Here is a 16,604-nt window from a genome sequence, read left to right on the forward strand (position 1 = left end):
TCCGGACTTCAGAATGTCCACCGTCCGCGATGAAAGTGAGAATGTGTGATGCGTGCCGCCGGAGTGCGCGAGTTCGGTGGTCAGGTCGAGGTGTTCGACCTTCCCGAACCCCGTGATCCCGGTCCGGACGAGGCCGTGGTCGAGGTCGCCGCGGCCGGCGTCGGCAACTGGGACGACTTGGTCCGCACCGGTGAGTGGAAAGTCGGTCGGGAGGCGCCGATGGCGCTCGGGGTCGAGGCGGCCGGCAGGGTGATCACGGTGGGTTCCGAAGTCCTGGGTCTGAGACCCGGCGACGAGGTCCTCGGTCACCCGCTGCAGCTGCGTGAGCAGGGTTGCTGGGCGGAGCGCGTCGTCGTGGACGCCGGTCTGGTCGTGCGGAAGCCGCCGAGCGTGTCGTGGGAGGTCGCCGGCGCGTTCTCGGTGCCTGCGCTGACCGCGGTGCAGGTGGTGTCCGATTCGCTCGGGCTCGCCGAGGGGGACACCGTCCTCGTCCACGGCGCCGGTGGGACGACCGGTGGGCTGATCGTGCAGCTCGCCGCCATCCGCGGGGCGCGGGTCATCGCAACCGCCGGACCGTCCAGCGCCGCCCGGGCGGTCGGGTCCGGAGCAGCAGAGGTGCTCAACTACCACGACAGCCGCTGGCCCGAGCTCGTCCGAGAGCTGACCGGCGGCGTGGGCGTCGACGCCGCGGTCAACACGGCCCGTGGTGGGGGCCCGCACACCGTCCTGGCGGTGCGCGACGGCGGCCGGATGGCGACCATCACCGGCGATCCGCCGGAGAGCATCCGCGGCATCAGCGTCTCCGACGTCTACGTGCGCCCCGACGCCGCGCAGCTCGAGGAGCTGTGCACGCTGCTGGGGAACGGCCGGCTGCGCCTCTCCGTCGGCGCCGCGCTGCCGCTGGCCGACGCGGCGACCGCGCTGGAGCGCGCCATGGCGGGCGCCAACGGCGGTCCCGTGGTGCTGCTGGTGTAGTCGGAATCCCTTCTGACGCAACGAACCGGCACCGGCCCCGAGGCGCGTGAGCGCTCAGGGCCGGTGCCGGTCCCGTCTGTCACGGTCGTGCCGACCCGAGCTGAGGGGTGACTCGGGGCGGAACGACGTGTCAGGCGGCCGCTGCCACAAGGGCTGGATCGGTGATCGGGTAGGGCAGGTCGCCGGGCAGCAGCATCTGCGGGATCTGTTCGAACCGCCAGCCGCTTCCGTTGCTCGTGAAGGTCCACACGATGTCGTATCGGGAGCCCGGCCAGCGTAGGGGTGGTGTGGGCGTGACGTCGCCGAGGTACTCGGCGATCTTGCTGATGGCGCTGTGCTTCCAGGCCACCAGGGTGACGCCGGGGCGTGTTCTGAGCTCGTCGGCCAGATATGCCTCTTCGCCCGCGGCATAGCTCGTGACGACGTCGAGTCCGAGCCGGGCGGCCACGGGTGTCACGGTCTGGACCGATCGCACGCTGCGGCCTGGTTCGTAGGCCGGGCCGTATACGGCGTCCGGCCGGTACAACCCGGCAGGCGGTTCCGCGCCGTGCGGCGCGAACAGCCCGGCCAACGCCCCCGCGCGCATCCACCCGGCGACCGTGAGGGAGTGCTTGGAATGCTCCCCCTCAGGCGTGATGGCCAGCGCCGGGCGGGAACGTTTCGGCTTCTCCGCGTGCCGGATGATCATGATCACCTGGTTGTCCGGGGCCGGCCCGATCGCGCGCGGCCACTCGCTTATTCCGGCCATCACGCGGCCGCCCCTACGGTTAGCGGCGCCTCGCCCTCCAGCACACGGCCCCGTTGCAGGTTCACGGTGCGCGTGGCGAGTCGGGTCAGTGCCGGTTGGTGGGTGGTCATGATCACGGTGCGGCCTTCGACCAGTCGGGTCAGTGCGAGCACGACGAGCTCTTCGGCGGTGTTGTCGAGCCCGGCGGTGGGCTCGTCCAGCAGCACGACGGGAGCGTCCACGAGCAGGGCTCTGGCGATGCCGACGCGTTGGCGTTGTCCGCCGGACAGTCCGACTCCGCCTGCGGCGATGGTGGTGTTCAGCCCGTCGGGCAGCCGGTCGGCGAACTCGGTGACCAGCGCGTCCTCGGCGACCTGGGCAACCTCCTCGTCGGTTGCGTCGGGTCGGCCGTAGCGCAGGTTGTCGGCCAGGGTGCCGGAGAACAGGAACGTGTCCTGCAGGACCATGGCCACCTGCTGGTGCAGCCAGTGCTCGGCCACGTCAGGCACCGACAGTCCGTCGAGCAGCACACGTCCCGAGGTCGGTTGGTACAGCCCACCGATCAGTGCGAGCGTGGTGGACTTGCCGGCGCCGTTGCCGCCCAGCAACGCGATCCGCTCTCCGGCCTCGATGGTCAGGTCCATCCCGTTGAGCACCGGGCCGCGCCCGTAGTCCAGGCATACGCCGCGCAGTTCGATCTCTCCGCCGACTCGGGCGGGCATGCCCACCGGAGAGGCGACGTGTGCGCGAGGCTCGTCCAGGATGGCCGCGACCCGTTCGGCCGATGCGGCGCCCTGGGTGAAGCTGGGCAGGAGCTTGGCGAGTTGCTTCATCGGTTTGAGGATGTTCTGCAGGTAGTTGGTGACCACGACCAGGAGCCCGACGGTCCACCAGCTGTGCAGTACGCCGAAGCCGCCGACGAACAGCAACACGGCGGTACCGATCGCGGCGACCGACTCCAGCGCCGGGGTGAACCGGGCGCTCAGGTCCACTCCGCGCAGCCCGATGTTCAGCACCCGGCTGTTGGTCGAGCCGAAGCGCCGGTCCTCCAGGTCCTGGCTGCCGAATGCGTGCACGGTGCGGATGCCCTGCAGCGACTCGGTGACGAACCCGGTCAGCTCGCCCACCGCGGCACGTCGCTGGCGGGAGTTCACCCGGGTCAACCGCGCATAGCGGACGGCCGTGAGGAACACCAGCGGCGCCGCGCAGAGCGTGATCAGCCCGAGTTGCCAATCCACCGCGATCAGTACGACGGCGGTGCCGAGCAGGGCGAGTACGCCCGGAAGCAGCACGGAGAACAGGTCGGTGAGGCTGCCCTCGATGCGTTCGGTGTCTGTGACCACCCGGCTGGTCAACTCCCCGATGGCCTGCCGGTCGTGGTACTCCTGCGGTAGCCGCTCCACATGGCCGAACACGTCCGACCGGATGCGCGAGCTCATTCGTTCGCCGGCGCCGTTCATGAACACGTCGCCGAGGTAATCGAACACCCCGGACGCGACAGTGATCAGCAGGACCGCTACCGAGGCGACTGCGAGCATGGCCACTGGCGATCCGCCGAACCACGCGGCCACGTGGTTGAGCGGGCCGCTCTTGTGCTGACCCCGAAGCAGGTCGTCGATGACCAGTGCCAACGGCCACGGGGTAGCCAGATCGGCGGCCAGTTCGAGCGCGCGCATTCCCACACCGAGCACCAGCCACCGCAGCTCTGCCTGGCCGTAGCTACGGAACCGCCACAGCTGACGCAGCGTCCCGATGTCCGCAGGTGCCTGACCGTCCGCTGTTTTCGCAGCCGCAGCCTTGATGGGTCCGCGATCCGAGACCGCGGGGTTCTGCGTGTTCTTTCGGCGTCGCGCCACATCTAGGCGACGATGTCGCACCTCTTCGCATTGGACAGTCAAGACATTCTCCCTCAGATATTGCGCTTGCTGGTGATGACGCTGTTGTTCGTCGCCCGGACGTTCTGGCGCGGGGTAGGACCCCGTGCGATACGGGCCGGTCGACTGACGAAGGCACTCCAGGGGGGACAGGCCGGGAGCGAGCCTGCCTACCGTTACGGCATGAAGTGCTTCGGCTGCGGTGCGGTTTTGGACGCGCTGACCCGGCGAATCACGCTGCGATGCGTGCCGGGGTCGTGCCGCCTGCGTGGCTGAGGCTTGTACGGCAGGCCGTCAACAGCCTGGTGGTGGCCGTGCTGCTGCCCTGGTTGCAGCGTGGGCATCGCATGGTCACCGTTCGCGCCAGTTCGTCCACGGCAACGGTCAGTTCCGTCTCACAGTCACGACACCAGCGGTGTCGCGTGACCGGGTTGACGTGGACTCGTGACGAGACGCACTGGTGGATCCACCGGCCGTGGACGTGGCATGTGAGCCGGTCGTCTGCGTCGAGTCGCCCGGCGTCCTCCGCCTGGTCCTCCGCGGCCAGCCAGTGCGCCAAGGCATGGCTCGCCAAGGTTCGCACCTGCCCTCGGGGTACCTGCTGTTTCATGCGACTGACCTCCCGACCGTCACGGACCGACTTCGCCACGGAGGGCGGTGGCCGGTCTGTTCGCAGCAACAGCATCACGGAGCCGCCACACTCTGCGCATCACCGCCAGCGGTCGTCATCTTCAGGTGCTGACGGGAGCCCTCGGAGTAATGCTGGCAGGTATCCGGCGTTTCTGTTCGAGTCTCGATTTGCCACGACGAGGAAGTCGCCGAATCGGACTTTCGTGGCGTGGCACACAGAATTCGCCGCGGCCCGGGCCGGAACCCGCCACGCTCGTCCAGCGCCATTCGACGCAACCCCGGCAGAGCCGTTCAGCCGAATGCCCGAGCGGCGATCTCTTGGTCGGACGGAGGATGGATCCGGTCCCGAGGGCTACGGTCGTGAGGTTGAGCGGAAACCCGGGCGCTCACGTCGCGGTCCTCGCGGGACGCGACCGCGCGGGGTCGACCAGCGCTGAGGAGGCGAGCACCATGAACGATCAGCCATCCGGCAGAGGGCCGCGGCTGACCAGCGAGATCCAGCAACGCCTCGAGCAGGAGCTTGCCGAGCTGAGCGCGCAACGCCACGAGCTCGTCGAGGCCGTCGGCGAGAACGATGCCGTGGAGGACTACGGCGACCAGGCGCAGCGCCTCGAACGCGTCGACGACCTCGGCCGGGTGACCGACCGCATCCGGGAGATCACCGAGGTGCTCGCGGGCCGGACCGAGCGGTCCGCCGCGGACGCTCTTCCCGACGGCACGGAGGTGACCGTGCGGTTCAGCGATGGCACCACCAACACGATGCTGGTCGTGGCCATCCCCGAGGAGGCCCCCGACCCGACGCAGACCGTGACCCGCGACAGCCCGCTCGGTCGGGCTCTGGTCCGTGCTCGCGCAGGCGACAAGATCACCTATCTCGGTCCGGACGGTGAGATCGCCGCAGAGGTCATTGCGGTCCAACTGCCCTGACGGGCACGGCGGGTAGCCGGTCAGTTACGAGACAACTGCTGAATCGGCGCCGGTTGTGGACGTGATCTCCTTCAGGCCGGACATCCGATGTTCACCCAATTGCGAAAGAGCGCGACCTGCTCCTCCGGCCACGCACCGTCGCAGGGCATCGACCCATCCGAGAGCCTCGCGAGGATGCCGTCGGCGTTGGCACGCACGTCGTCGTAGGACGCGAGATCGAACGTCGACGACATCGAGCTGACGTCCTTGTCGCGGAACAGCGGACGGATATCGCGCTCGTACCCGAGGTTATCTTGCTCCATCTCGACCTCCGTTCGATGCGGTGTGTTCATGAGATGAACCACTCTCACCATCGATATGGTACGTCGCTCTGGTGAATCGCCTATTGCCGATAGCGGAGCTGGTGCGCATGCCGGCTGTCCACGAGCCCCGCTCTCGAACCATCTGGCCTATGAGTTGCCGAGGTCCTTGGCGAGCGTGTCGATCTGCTGCGACTGCCAGGCCACATAGTCGTCGACACCCACCGGCAGCGTCTCGGTGACGCCTTCGACCGGAATCCCCGCCGCGGTGGCAGCCTGTTCCACCTGCCGGGTGGCCGGGCTCTCGGTCTGCGAGTTGGCCAGCAGCACCTTCACGGTCTTGTCGGTGAAGAGCCCGAGCGTCTCGTTCAGGACGGCGGCAGACGGGTCTGTGCCTTCCTCGATGGCCTCGGAGAACTTCTCCGGCGTGGCGTTCTGCAGGCCTGCCGCCTCGGTCATGTACAACGGCACCGGCTCGGTGACGGCGACCTTGTCCCCCGGGTGCTGGGCCTTGACCGCATCCAGCTTTGCGATCAGCGTGTCGATCTTGGCGTTGAACGCCGCCGCGTTCGCGGTGAAGGTCGACGCGTCGGCCGAGTCGACGGCTCCGAGGTCCTTCGCCAGCTGGTCGGCCACCTTCTTGATCGTCGGGAGGTGGTACCAGACGTGCTCGTTGAACTCTTCACCCGCAGGTACCTGAGTCTCGAGCCCCGAGACATCGACCGCGTTGATCACGGCAGGCTTGGTGCTCGCCGTGTCGACGAGCCTCCCCGCGAAGTCGTCGTACCCCCCGCCGTTCATGATCACGACCTTGGCCTGACCCACCTTGACGGCATCCGCAGGCGTGGTCTCGTACTCGTGCGGATCGGCATCGGGGCTGTTGATGATGGATGTCACCTCGACCTGATCACCTCCGACCGCCTCGGCGACGCTGCCGTAGACGTTGGTCGAGGCCACCACCGGGATCGCTGCGGCGGGCGCCGCGCCGCTCGTCGTGGGCGGGGCCGACGACGTGTCCGCGGAAGATCCGCAACCGGCTACGGCGAGACCAACTACGGCGGCACCGGCGATCGCGGCACCGCACCGCAGCCCGAGCAATGGCATGACTTGCACTCCTCACATCAGCACACGCGCATATCTGCATTGACAATCATTGTCGATTGACAGTACCCCTCGGCCTGCTGCCGATCGCGCACCACCTCGCGAACCGGGATCGCGGGCACGGCGCCGTTCGGCTGGTCGATCGCTGGAGGGGCGACGCTCGCCGACTAAGATGCGGGACTGACCTGCGGATCGACGCCGAGCGGCGCGCGTCCGTAGATCTCGTGGTCGAGGTCGAGGGAGAGGATCTGGTGGCGCGACATCGTCTCCAGGTCGCGCCAGATCCGCTGCACGGAGTTGACATCGGGCAGCAGGCGCACGGCCTTGCGGGTGGTCCACATGACCATCCCGACGGGGAAGCCGGGGGACCGGCGGTTCGCGCAGGGCGGTGACGTTGTCCTCGGTGGGCCTTCCACGCCGTTCCGTCTCCGTAGCATCAGCCCGCAGAAGCGGCGGCAGATCGCGAGCGCGGGCCGGCAGGTCGCCCGCCGACCCGGCCGGGACAGCCTGCTCGTTTCCCGTGATCGAGCCAGAAGAACCCGGGGGATTCCCGGGGTCGACAGCAAACGTCCTGGCAAGAGAGTGTCCTCCGGTTCGGCATCGTGGTGCGCGGGCCGGGGGCACTGCGCTCCGTAGCTCCGAACGATTCGGATATGTGAGACAACGCTACAAGTTGACGAATTCACGTGGGAAGGGACCAATGAGGGCAACCTTCGCGACGACGGCGTGCACAGCTCGTTCTGGGATTCTCCGGCCTCCGGACCGGTCGGCTACCCGATCTGCGGACCACGGGAAGTCGTCGATTCCGCGCGATGAGACAGGTCGGTCTACCGTGTGAACGGGACTCGGCGCGTCTGCGATCGCCGACACCGGCACGGGTCGCAGGCGGGCCGAGTTTCCCGTGGGCAGCGCCGATGAAGGAGACCAACGTGGACAGAATTGAAGACGTCGATGCGCGAACGTGGCTACTCGTTCCCGGTGACCACCCGGATCGGTTCGGCACACCTGCGGTTCGAGAGGCGGACGCGTTGGTTCTCGACCTGTCGAGCGCCGTCGACGACAAGGAACGGGCTCTCTACGCGGTCACACGCCATTTATGTGGAGGCGGTACCGCCTGGGTGCGGGTGAACGGTTCGGATATCGACCTGTCCAGCGAGAGTATTCGCGCGGTCGTCGCCGGTCCCGGGTTGCAGGGGATCATTCTGTCGAGAACCGAATCTGTGGATCAGGTCGCGGTGCTCAAAGCGCAGCTGCGTGCGGATGTGATGATTGTGGCGCTGTTGGAAACAGCCGCCGGTATCGAGAACGCCGGGCGTATCGCTGCTGCGCATGGAATTTTGCGGCTGGCGTTCGGATCGTCGGACCTCAGGCATGAGCTGGGTGTCATGGACGAGGCGGCTGCCCTGCTTTATGCACGTTCGCGCCTGGTGATCGCCAGCCGTGCAGCCGGGCTACCCGGTCCGATCGACGGACCGAGCGTCGACCTGAACGACATGGTGGCGCTGGGTGAGGACCTGCGGCACGTGGTCGGTCTCGGCTTCACCGGCAAGTTGTGTCTGCACCCGCGGCAGCTTCGCATGACCAACACGGCATTCGCGCCGCCACCGAGCACGCTCGCGTGGGCGCGCCGGGTGCTCGCCGCCACTGGTGGTTCGGACACGCCGGCGGTGCGCGTCGACGGCAAGGTAGTCGATTGGGAAACCATCGAAGCCGCGCGGTGCATCGTGGCCCGAGCCGCCCTTTTCGATCCAACGGAGGCCAGGCGCGAGTCCGCGGAAGCACGCGCTCGGCGGGCCTGGTCCCATCAGGACGGTGTCAGTCCGAAACCGACCTGGCGCTTCGAGAGCTGACACTCACATCGCGGCTCGGGCTCATTGATCAAGTCCGTCGTCGGTCGGGACATGGCATCGGGGGATTCATCAGCGGGTACCTCCGCCGAACGCGCGGTCGGCCCAGGTGGCGAAGGACGTCCAGCCGACCTCGGGATGGTCGCGGTGCAGGGCGCTGATGTCGACCTGATAGCCCTCGCCGCGCAGGAAGCTCCACATCGCGGACATGTCCGGATTCCCGATCGCGGCCATCGGCACCTCCTCGTGACGTACTGGTCGCTTGAGCGCCGCGGCGAGGGCAGCGGCCATCTGTGCCGGCGTCGGCTCATCGCCGGCAATCTCGATCCGTGCACCCACGTACCGCTCCGGCGTCGCGAGCACCGCGGCGACGAACCGGCCCAGGTCGTTGCGGTCGAGCTGCTGCAGCCGCCGGTCTGCGGGCAGCGGCAGCGTCAGCACCCCAGCGCGGATGTCCGCCTCGCCACCCAGCGCGTTGTCGAAGAAGTACGTAGGGGCGACGATCGTGTAGGGCACGTCCCCACCGGCGAGCTCGCGCTCCACCACGGCCTTGCTCTCGAAGTGCGGTACGCCGGAGCCGGAGGTCGCACCCGCCACCGAGGCGAACACCAGATGCGGCAACCGCGCATCAGCGGCGGCACCCAGGATCGCCCGGCCCTGCACGACCTCGGCGTCCACCCCGGACTCGAACGGCGTGGTCAGAGCGAAAGCCGCCGCCGCCCCCGCCATAGCGCCGGTGAGGGCGGCACGGTCGGTGAAACCGCCCGCGGCGAGCTGCACACCGGACGCGGCCAGGCGCGCCGCCGCAGGCGCGTCAGGGTCGCGGACCAGCGCCCGTACCGCACGGCCGGAGTCGCGGAGAGCACGCAGCACCGCGCCGCCCTGCCCGCCGGTCGCCCCGAGAACGAGCACCGGGCTCGTAGGTTCCGTCGCCACGACTCCTCCAACGGTTCTTGTGAATGAAACCTCCATGACCGCGCCGAATGCCTACCACGGGCGCCGTCCGCTACCCGTTGGCCGGCGACACGACCACGCCCTGTTCACCGTCAACACGCTGCGGGCCCGGTGATCGGCTGCCCTGTGTGTTCCGCGCCACCGGGGAGGGAGCCGCTTCTTCGCCGGGGGTCGGCCGTGCGAACCCAGGGAGACACCCTGGGGCGCCGCGCGCCTGCCACCCCGAAGAGTGGTCTCTCACGGCGAAGCGGGGTCGAAATTCCAGAAGCAGCGACGGCAACCGGAGAGGCCATGACAATCACGACCACGACGGCTATGGTCGGCGGCTTCATTCGGCCATCAGGAAGGGATCAAGGAATTGAGTACGATCACAGCTGACGACGGCACCGAGATCTACTACAAAGACTGGGGCGAGGGGCCAGTCGTGACCTTTTCGCACGGGTGGCCGCTCAGCTCCGCCGCCTGGGATGTGCAGATGCTCTTCCTTGCACAGAACGGCTTCCGCGTCGTCGCGCACGACCGGCGCGGCCACGGACACTCCAGCCAGACATCGACCCGCAACGATATGGATGGCTACGCCGACGATCTCGCGGCGGTGCTCAACACGCTCGACCTGAACGATGCCACGCTGGTCGGCCACTCCACCGGAGGCGGGGAAGTTGCGCGGTACATCGGCCGGCACGGGACGGGTCGAGTGGCCAAGGCGGTGCTCATCGCCGCCGTGCCGCCGTTGATGCTGCAGACCGCGGCAAATCCAGAAGGTCTACCGCTGGAGGTCTTCGACGGCCTCCGGGCAGGTCTCGCAAAAGATCCATCGCAGTTCTATCAGGATTTGGCTCCACAGTTCTACGGCGCCAACAGGCCAGGTTCCAAGGTCTCACAGGGCATGTTGGATCAGTTCTGGCTGTGGAGCATGCAGGCCGGCCTCAAGAATTCCTATGAGAGTATCAAGGCCTTTTCCGAGACGGACTTCACGGAGGATCTCAAGAAGTTCGATATTCCGACGTTGGTCCTGCACGGCGAGGACGACCAGATCGTGCCGGTCAAGGATTCGGCACCGAAATCGGCACGGCTCATCGCAGGCGCTCAGGAGATCTACTACCCCGGCGCCCCGCACGGCTTGACGGCCACGCATCAGGATCGGATCAACGCCGACCTGCTCGCCTTCATCCAGGGGGGCTGACGGAGATTGCGGCTAGGCTACGACCTGGCGTCAGGTCGCAGGATCTGGTGGCTCGCTGCGGCCGCGACGAATTCGGCATCCATTCTCGCTGCCTGCTGGGAGGACCCGAAATGACCATGACTGATTCATTTGCGGTAAGGGGCGAATCGCCGTGACCGGACCACGTCAGCCGCTGACCACGATCGATCTCTCCACGGTGCGCGAACTCGCCCAGCAACTTCGGGTGGACTCCATCCGATCCAGCACCAGCGCCGGTTCCGGGCATCCCACCTCGAGCATGTCTGCCGCGGACATCCTCGCCGTGCTGGTGGCTCGGCACCTGCGCTATGACTGGGACGAGCCGGGCGCCCGCGGCAACGACCACCTGATCTTCTCCAAAGGGCATGCCTCGCCGCTGCTCTACTCGATATTCAAGGCGGTCGGTGTGGTGTCCGACGAGGAACTGGTGGGGGAGTACCGGCGCTTCGGCAGCCGTCTGCAGGGACACCCCACCCCGGTGCTGCCGTGGGTGGATGTCGCCACGGGGTCGCTCGGCCAGGGGTTGCCCGACGGCGTCGGCGTCGCCCTGGCCGGCAAGTACCTGGATCGTCTGCCGTACCGGGTGTGGGTGTTGTGCGGCGACAGCGAGATGGCGGAAGGGTCCATCTGGGAGGCCCTGGACAAGGCCGCCTACTACGAGCTGAGGAACCTCACCGCCATCGTCGACGTCAACCGGCTCGGTCAGCGTGGGCCCACCGAGCTCGAGTGGGACATCGACACCTACGTCCGGCGGGCCGAGGCCTTCGGCGCGCGCGTGCTGACCGTTGATGGGCATGACGTCAACGAGATCGACTCCGTGCTCACCGAAGCAGCGGACGGTGCTGCACGCCGGCCCACCGTGATCTTCGCGCGCACCATCAAGGGCCGTGGATTCTCCGAGGTCGAGGACCGGGAAGGGTGGCACGGCAGGACGTTCCCGAAGGACATGGCCGAGCGCGCCATCGCCGAACTCGGTGGCGAGCGCAACCTGTTGGTGCGCGGGCCGGTGCCCGACATCGACTCTGCCGCGGCCACTGCAGTCGACGGACCGGGCACGTCGGCGACTCTTCCGAGCTACTCGGTGGGTGACAGGGTCGCCACCAGGCAGGCGTATGGCGACGCTCTTGCCGCACTCGGCGGTCAGTACCCGAATCTCGTCGCCCTCGACGGTGAGGTGAGCAACTCGACCCACGCGGACGAGTTCGCGAAGGCCTACCCGGACCGCTACTTCGAGATGTTCATCGCCGAACAGCAACTCGTCGCCGCGGCGGTCGGTCTCAGCGTGCGGCACTACATCCCGTTCGCCTCCACGTTCGCCGCGTTCTTCACCCGCGCCTACGACTTCATCCGGATGGCGGCGATCTCCCAGGCGAACTTGCGCCTGGTCGGCTCGCATTGCGGTGTCGAGATCGGTGCCGACGGGCCGTCGCAGATGGCACTGGAGGACCTCGCGATGATGCGCGCGGTGCAGGGCTCCACCGTCCTGTATCCCAGCGATGCCACCAGCGCCGCGGCCCTGGTACACGCCATGGTCGGCAGATCCGGGATCAGCTTCATGCGAACGACGCGCGGCGCCTACCCCGTGCTCTACGAGACGGGCGAACGTTTCCCGGTCGGCGGGTCGAAGACCTTGCGGTCCGACCCATCCGACGCGGTGACCATCGTCGGCGCGGGCGTGACGGTCCACGAATGCCTCGCCGCGGCCGACCGACTCGCAGAGCGCGGGGTCCGAGTGCGGGTGATCGACCTGTACTCGGTCAAACCCGTCGACACCGAGACCCTCATCGCCGCGGCGGACGCGACGAACGGCCGGTTCGTGGTGGCCGAAGACCACCATCCCGAGGGCGGCATCGGGTCAGCGGTAACGGACGCACTGCTCGCACACGGGCCGAGATCGTTGAACATCGTCCACCTCAGCGTGCACGAGCTGCCTGGGTCGGGCACGCCCGAGGAGTTGCTGAGCGCGGCGGGTATCGACGCCGAACACATCGAGGCCGCCGTGCACGACCTGCTCGCCGAGAGCTGTTAGCTCAGTTGAGGGATCACCTCAGCCTTCAGCTGCTCTACCTGCTCGTATTCGTCAAACATCGGGTTGAGCACGATGGTTTCCGCGCCCGCGTTGGCGACCTCGCGTAGTCCGCGGACCACATCGTGCGCGGCGCCGTAAACCGCGACTGGCGTGATGTCGCCGCGGTTGTAGAAGGAGTCCAGTACCTCGCCGATGCGGGTGCGGGCGCGATCGACGTTGTCGTCGAGGGCCACGTAAACCCGCTTGGCGATCTTGAAGTCGGGGCGGTCGAGTTCGTCTTTGGCCTCGCGAGCTATCTTGACCAGATCTGCGAACCGGGCTGTGGTCGAGGATCCGGCACCGATGAAACCGTCGCCCAGCTTGACCGCGCGGCGGACCGCTTTCGGGTGGTTGGCGCCGAACCAGATTGGCGGGTGCGGCCGCTGTACCGGCTTCGGCTCCATCGGCGCGTTGACGAGCTGCCAGAACTGGCCGTCGAAGGTGACCGCCTGCTCGGTCCACAACCGCTTCATCAGATCCAGGCCCTCGGTGAAGCGGGTAACCAGATGCTCCGGTCTCGAGTCGAATGCCGCGAACGGCTGGTTCTGGCCGCCGATACCTACGCCGACGTCGATCCGGCCGCCGCTGAGCTGGTCCAGCGAGGTGATGCTCTTGGCCAGGTGCACCGGGTTGCGTAGCGGTGTCACGAACACCGCGCACCCCAGCCGGATCCGCTCCGTGCAGGCCGCGGCATAGGCGAGCAGCTCGAGTGGGCTGATCACAGGTTTGCTACCGATCGCCGACTTGCTGCCGATGATCTGCTCCTGGGTCCACGCGCCGTCGAAACCCAGGTTCTCGACACGACCCAGAAAGCGACGCACCTCTCGCGGGTCGGTGGCGAACTGCGGAATGGCGATGGCGAAGTGCATACCCTACCTCTCTATACGTTTTCTGCCGAGCCTCACGGCCCGGCCTTTTTCGCACAGAGAGGTGGTTCCATTGGATGACCGGGAGACTCTCGCGGCCCACCTTCCTGGCGCAGCCCGACACCCGGCCTCCCCGCGGGCCGCGTGTCGTATCGGCACCTCAGAACGCCCGGCGGGGCGGTACGAGGGCCCTCACGAGTATTGCACCCGGTCACGGTTCACAGCCTGTCCCTGCTGGTCGTAGCATCCCGGTTCCGCGTCACGCAAACGTTGGGTAAGTAATCGGGTCGACGGATCTTGGAGCTGACGGTGAAGCGCCGATGCTCGTGCGCGGCCCAGCGGTGCGCCCGGCGTCAGGGCGCGGTGATGACGTCAGGCATGAGGACGATCCCCTGGCCCATCGTTCGCGCGGGCAACCGTCAGCACATCGCCGTTCGCGATAGCGGTCTCCTTCGCTCGGGCCCGCTCCAGGGCCGCGGTCTGCTCGGGCGGGTCGGGCGTGAGCAGTGACCCGTGCACCGGCGCGCCTCCCAGGCCGAGCTGATTCATCCGCTTGGGCACCGGGGCGCCCTGGTAGGCCAGCGGGATCGGGTGGCCCTGCGCGTCGACCCCGTTGAGCGGCTGGTGGACCTCGATGAACTCGCCGTGTGGGAGGCGGCGGATGATGCCGGTCTCGATGCCGTGCTCGAGCACTGCGCGGTCGGAGCGCTGCAACCCGATGCAGATCCGGTAGGTCACGTAGTAGGCGATCGGCGGGACGACCAGCACCCCGATCCGGCCTGCCCAGGTGGTGGCATTGAGCGAGATGTTGAAGAAGTAGGCGATCAGGTCGTTGCTGCCGCTGAGCACGAGAACCGCGTAGAACGAGATGCCCATGACGCCCAGCGATGTGCGCACGGGGACGTCCCTCGGGCGCTGCAGCAGGTTGTGCAGCGCGTTGTCCTTCGTGAACCGCCGCTCCACCCAGGGATAGATGGCGGCGATGATGAACAGCAGCGGCAGGAAGGCTGCCGTACCCCAGAACGCCGACGGGATCGTGTAGTTCCCGAGCGAGAGCTCCCACGGCGGGAAGATGCGGGCCATCCCTTCGGTGAACAGGACGTACCAGTCGGGCTGCGAGCCGGCCGAGACGTGCGCCGGGTTGTAGGGGCCGAAGTTCCAGATCGGATTGATCTGGAAGAGCCCGCCCATGATGGCGATCACGCCGACGGTGACCGCGAAGAACGCGCCCCCCTTCGCCGCGAACCCCGGCAGGATCCGCACGCCTACCACGTTGTGCTCGGTGCGGCCAGGGCCCGGGAACTGAGTGTGTTTCTGGAACCACACCAGCCCGAAATGCAGTGCGATCAGGGCCAGCAGGATGCCCGGGATGAGCAGCACGTGCAGGATGTAGAACCGCGGGATCACTTCATGGCCCGGGAATTCGCCACCGAACAGCAACCAGTGGGCCCATGTTCCTATCACCGGAACCGTCATCGTGATTCCCGAGACGATTCGCAGGCCGGTGCCGGACAACAGGTCGTCGGGCAACGTATAGCCGGTCAGCCCCTCGAAGAAGCCCAGCAGCATCAGCAGCACACCGATCACCCAGGTCGCCTCGCGCGGCTTGCGGAAGGCGCCGGTGAAGAACGTGCGGCACATGTGGGCGACCATCGCTGCCATGAACAGCAGGGCCGCCCAGTGGTGGACCTGCCGGATGAACAGGCCGCCGCGGACCTCGAACGAGATGTGCAAGGCGCTCTCATAGGCCCGCGACATGTGGACGCCGCGCAGATTGTCCAACGGGCCGTCGTAGACGACCTCGGTCATCGAGGGGTCGAAGAACAGCGCAAGGTAGGTGCCCGACAGCAGCAGCACGATGAAGCTGTACAGGGCGATCTCACCGAGCATGAACGACCAGTGCGTCGGGAAGACCTTGTTGAACTGCCTCCGCAGCCCCGCGGCCGGGTGGTATCGCTGGTCGAGCCCGTCGAGAGCGCCCGCCGTCCGGCTACTGCCGCGGGACGCCGACGTTGACGTCGTACTCATTCCCCATGCCCCCCTCCCGGGCCGGCGCACCATCCCTGCGCAACCCGCCCGATCGCGATCGATGCCCACACGTAGGACGCCACGGGCGGCCCGAATGTGACAGGCCGAACGTCATCGTCGGGGACCGACGTGAACTGACTGCACGACCACCCGATCGCCGGGGTGACCTATCGCGCTGCCCGGCCGGTCCTCCAGGACTGACCGGTGACCGACCGCCCGAGGAGGTATGCCCCTCTGTCGTCCGATCCGTCTCGTCGGCGTCAGCTGCCCGTGACGGTCGGGGCCGGAAGCGCCGCGACGGCTGCGTCGGCGGCCATTTCCGCGGCGAGTCGGATCGGATCGGCTGAGCGTGCGGCTTTGCTGCCGGCGAGTCCACCGTCGTAGATCAGCTGGATCCGCTGGGCGGTGCCCTCCGGGTCGGCCGCGCCGGCCCGTCGAAGCGTTGCGGCGAGTTCGGCATGCAGCCAGTGGCGGTGCGTGGCAACGACGGAATGGACGGGGTGGGCGGGGTCAGGGAACTCGGTGGCCGCGTTCAGGTAGAGGCAGCCCCGGAAACGACGTCGCCGCGCGGCGGCAGCGGCCCTGTCGAAGAGGACCTGAATCCGTGGAGCGGGGTCATCGGCCATCGTGCGTACGGCGCGTGCGTATCCCTCCCGGTCGAGCCGGTCCTGCTGCTCAAGCCATGCCGCGACGAGCCCGTCCTTGGACCCGAAGTTCTGGTACAGGCTCGCCCTGGCGACGTCGGCGTCGACAACGAGCTGGTCGACGCCCACCGCGCGGATCCCGTGCCGGTCGAACAGCCGCGCCGCGCTGCTGACGAGCCTCTCTGCCGGGAGCGGACGACCGCCGATGGAAGCCATCTGATCAGCATAGACCTCACGTACTTCAGACCGATCATTCTGTCTGCTACTGTCAGCCGCGTGAGCCCCGCCCTGCTGGTGCAGCGCCGCCACGTCGACCTCCTTCGGGTCGTCTCCGCGGCGTGTCGGGCCTCGCTGTCCAGGTCGGTCTGAGCCGACCCTTTCCGCGGGAAATCCCCGCCACTCATCCGAGTGGCGTCGCGCCGCCGCGCGCGCCTCGGCCGACGCCTGTGTCGCTTTTTGGGAG

The 16,604-nt window shown here is 67.7% G+C and carries 15 protein-coding genes; 6 read left to right on the forward strand and 9 right to left on the reverse strand.

The window, feature by feature from the left end:
* Positions 1–48 precede the first annotated feature (48 nt).
* Positions 49–975 carry a quinone oxidoreductase family protein gene (locus tag ABD743_RS10080; RefSeq protein WP_344721043.1) on the forward strand — a complete coding sequence of 309 codons (927 nt, stop codon included), beginning with the start codon at positions 49–51 and terminating at the stop codon, positions 973–975.
* 130 nt (positions 976–1,105) lie between these two features.
* Here ABD743_RS10080 and ABD743_RS10085 read toward each other — a convergent pair whose 3' ends face one another.
* Both ABD743_RS10085 and ABD743_RS10090 read right to left on the reverse strand, forming a co-directional pair.
* Positions 1,106–1,723: a hypothetical protein gene (locus ABD743_RS10085; RefSeq protein ID WP_344721045.1), complete on the reverse strand. Its 618-nt coding sequence runs from the start codon at positions 1,721–1,723 to the stop codon at positions 1,106–1,108.
* Positions 1,723–3,558, reverse strand: coding sequence for an ABC transporter ATP-binding protein (locus tag ABD743_RS10090; RefSeq protein ID WP_344721047.1), 1,836 nt, complete (start codon positions 3,556–3,558; stop codon positions 1,723–1,725). Before ABD743_RS10090 ends, ABD743_RS10085 begins: the two co-directional genes overlap by 1 nt.
* A gap of 1,098 nt (positions 3,559–4,656) precedes the next feature.
* On the opposite strand from ABD743_RS10090, the gene ABD743_RS10095 reads away from it, so the two are divergent.
* A complete protein-coding gene (locus tag ABD743_RS10095; RefSeq protein WP_344721049.1) occupies positions 4,657–5,133 on the forward strand; it encodes a GreA/GreB family elongation factor in 477 nt (158 codons plus the stop codon).
* Between the two features lie 71 nt (positions 5,134–5,204).
* Here the strand turns inward: ABD743_RS10095 and ABD743_RS10100 are convergent, their stop codons facing one another.
* The 3 genes from ABD743_RS10100 to ABD743_RS10110 form a co-directional block, all read right to left on the reverse strand.
* Complete coding sequence (locus ABD743_RS10100) at positions 5,205–5,435, reverse strand: hypothetical protein (protein WP_344721051.1); 231 nt, start codon at positions 5,433–5,435, stop codon at positions 5,205–5,207.
* Positions 5,436–5,582: 147 nt separating this feature from the next.
* Positions 5,583–6,536: a metal ABC transporter solute-binding protein, Zn/Mn family gene (locus ABD743_RS10105; protein ID WP_344721053.1), complete on the reverse strand. Its 954-nt coding sequence runs from the start codon at positions 6,534–6,536 to the stop codon at positions 5,583–5,585.
* A 164-nt stretch (positions 6,537–6,700) separates the two neighbouring features.
* Entirely contained in the window at positions 6,701–6,874 is a 174-nt protein-coding gene (locus ABD743_RS10110; protein ID WP_344721054.1) for a hypothetical protein, read from the reverse strand.
* Positions 6,875–7,447: 573 nt separating this feature from the next.
* On the opposite strand from ABD743_RS10110, the gene ABD743_RS10115 reads away from it, so the two are divergent.
* Positions 7,448–8,383, forward strand: coding sequence for an HpcH/HpaI aldolase/citrate lyase family protein (locus ABD743_RS10115; protein ID WP_344721056.1), 936 nt, complete (start codon positions 7,448–7,450; stop codon positions 8,381–8,383).
* A 69-nt stretch (positions 8,384–8,452) separates the two neighbouring features.
* On the opposite strand, the gene ABD743_RS10120 is transcribed toward ABD743_RS10115, so the two are convergent.
* Positions 8,453–9,316, reverse strand: a complete 864-nt coding sequence (locus ABD743_RS10120; protein WP_344721057.1) for an NmrA family NAD(P)-binding protein — start codon at positions 9,314–9,316, stop codon at positions 8,453–8,455.
* 376 nt (positions 9,317–9,692) lie between these two features.
* On the opposite strand from ABD743_RS10120, the gene ABD743_RS10125 reads away from it, so the two are divergent.
* A complete protein-coding gene (locus ABD743_RS10125) occupies positions 9,693–10,517 on the forward strand; it encodes an alpha/beta fold hydrolase (RefSeq protein ID WP_344721059.1) in 825 nt (274 codons plus the stop codon).
* Between the two features lie 151 nt (positions 10,518–10,668).
* Positions 10,669–12,564 carry a transketolase gene (locus ABD743_RS10130; protein ID WP_344721060.1) on the forward strand — a complete coding sequence of 632 codons (1,896 nt, stop codon included), beginning with the start codon at positions 10,669–10,671 and terminating at the stop codon, positions 12,562–12,564.
* On the opposite strand, the gene ABD743_RS10135 is transcribed toward ABD743_RS10130, so the two are convergent.
* From ABD743_RS10135 to ABD743_RS10145, 3 genes are all read right to left on the reverse strand, one after another.
* Entirely contained in the window at positions 12,561–13,472 is a 912-nt protein-coding gene (locus ABD743_RS10135) for an LLM class flavin-dependent oxidoreductase (RefSeq protein WP_344721062.1), read from the reverse strand. The genes ABD743_RS10130 and ABD743_RS10135 overlap by 4 nt on opposite strands.
* A 369-nt stretch (positions 13,473–13,841) precedes the next feature.
* A complete protein-coding gene (qcrB, locus tag ABD743_RS10140; protein WP_344721064.1) occupies positions 13,842–15,497 on the reverse strand; it encodes a cytochrome bc1 complex cytochrome b subunit in 1,656 nt (551 codons plus the stop codon).
* A gap of 260 nt (positions 15,498–15,757) precedes the next feature.
* The gene (locus ABD743_RS10145) at positions 15,758–16,357 is read right to left on the reverse strand and encodes a TetR/AcrR family transcriptional regulator (protein WP_344721066.1); all 600 of its coding nucleotides are present in this window, start codon (positions 16,355–16,357) and stop codon (positions 15,758–15,760) included.
* Between the two features lie 60 nt (positions 16,358–16,417).
* On the opposite strand from ABD743_RS10145, the gene ABD743_RS10150 reads away from it, so the two are divergent.
* Entirely contained in the window at positions 16,418–16,510 is a 93-nt protein-coding gene (locus tag ABD743_RS10150; protein ID WP_344721067.1) for a putative leader peptide, read from the forward strand.
* Positions 16,511–16,604 lie beyond the last annotated feature (94 nt).

This window comes from Pseudonocardia yunnanensis (genome assembly GCF_039534065.1).
Taxonomy (GTDB): Bacteria; Actinomycetota; Actinomycetes; order Mycobacteriales; family Pseudonocardiaceae; genus Pseudonocardia; species Pseudonocardia yunnanensis.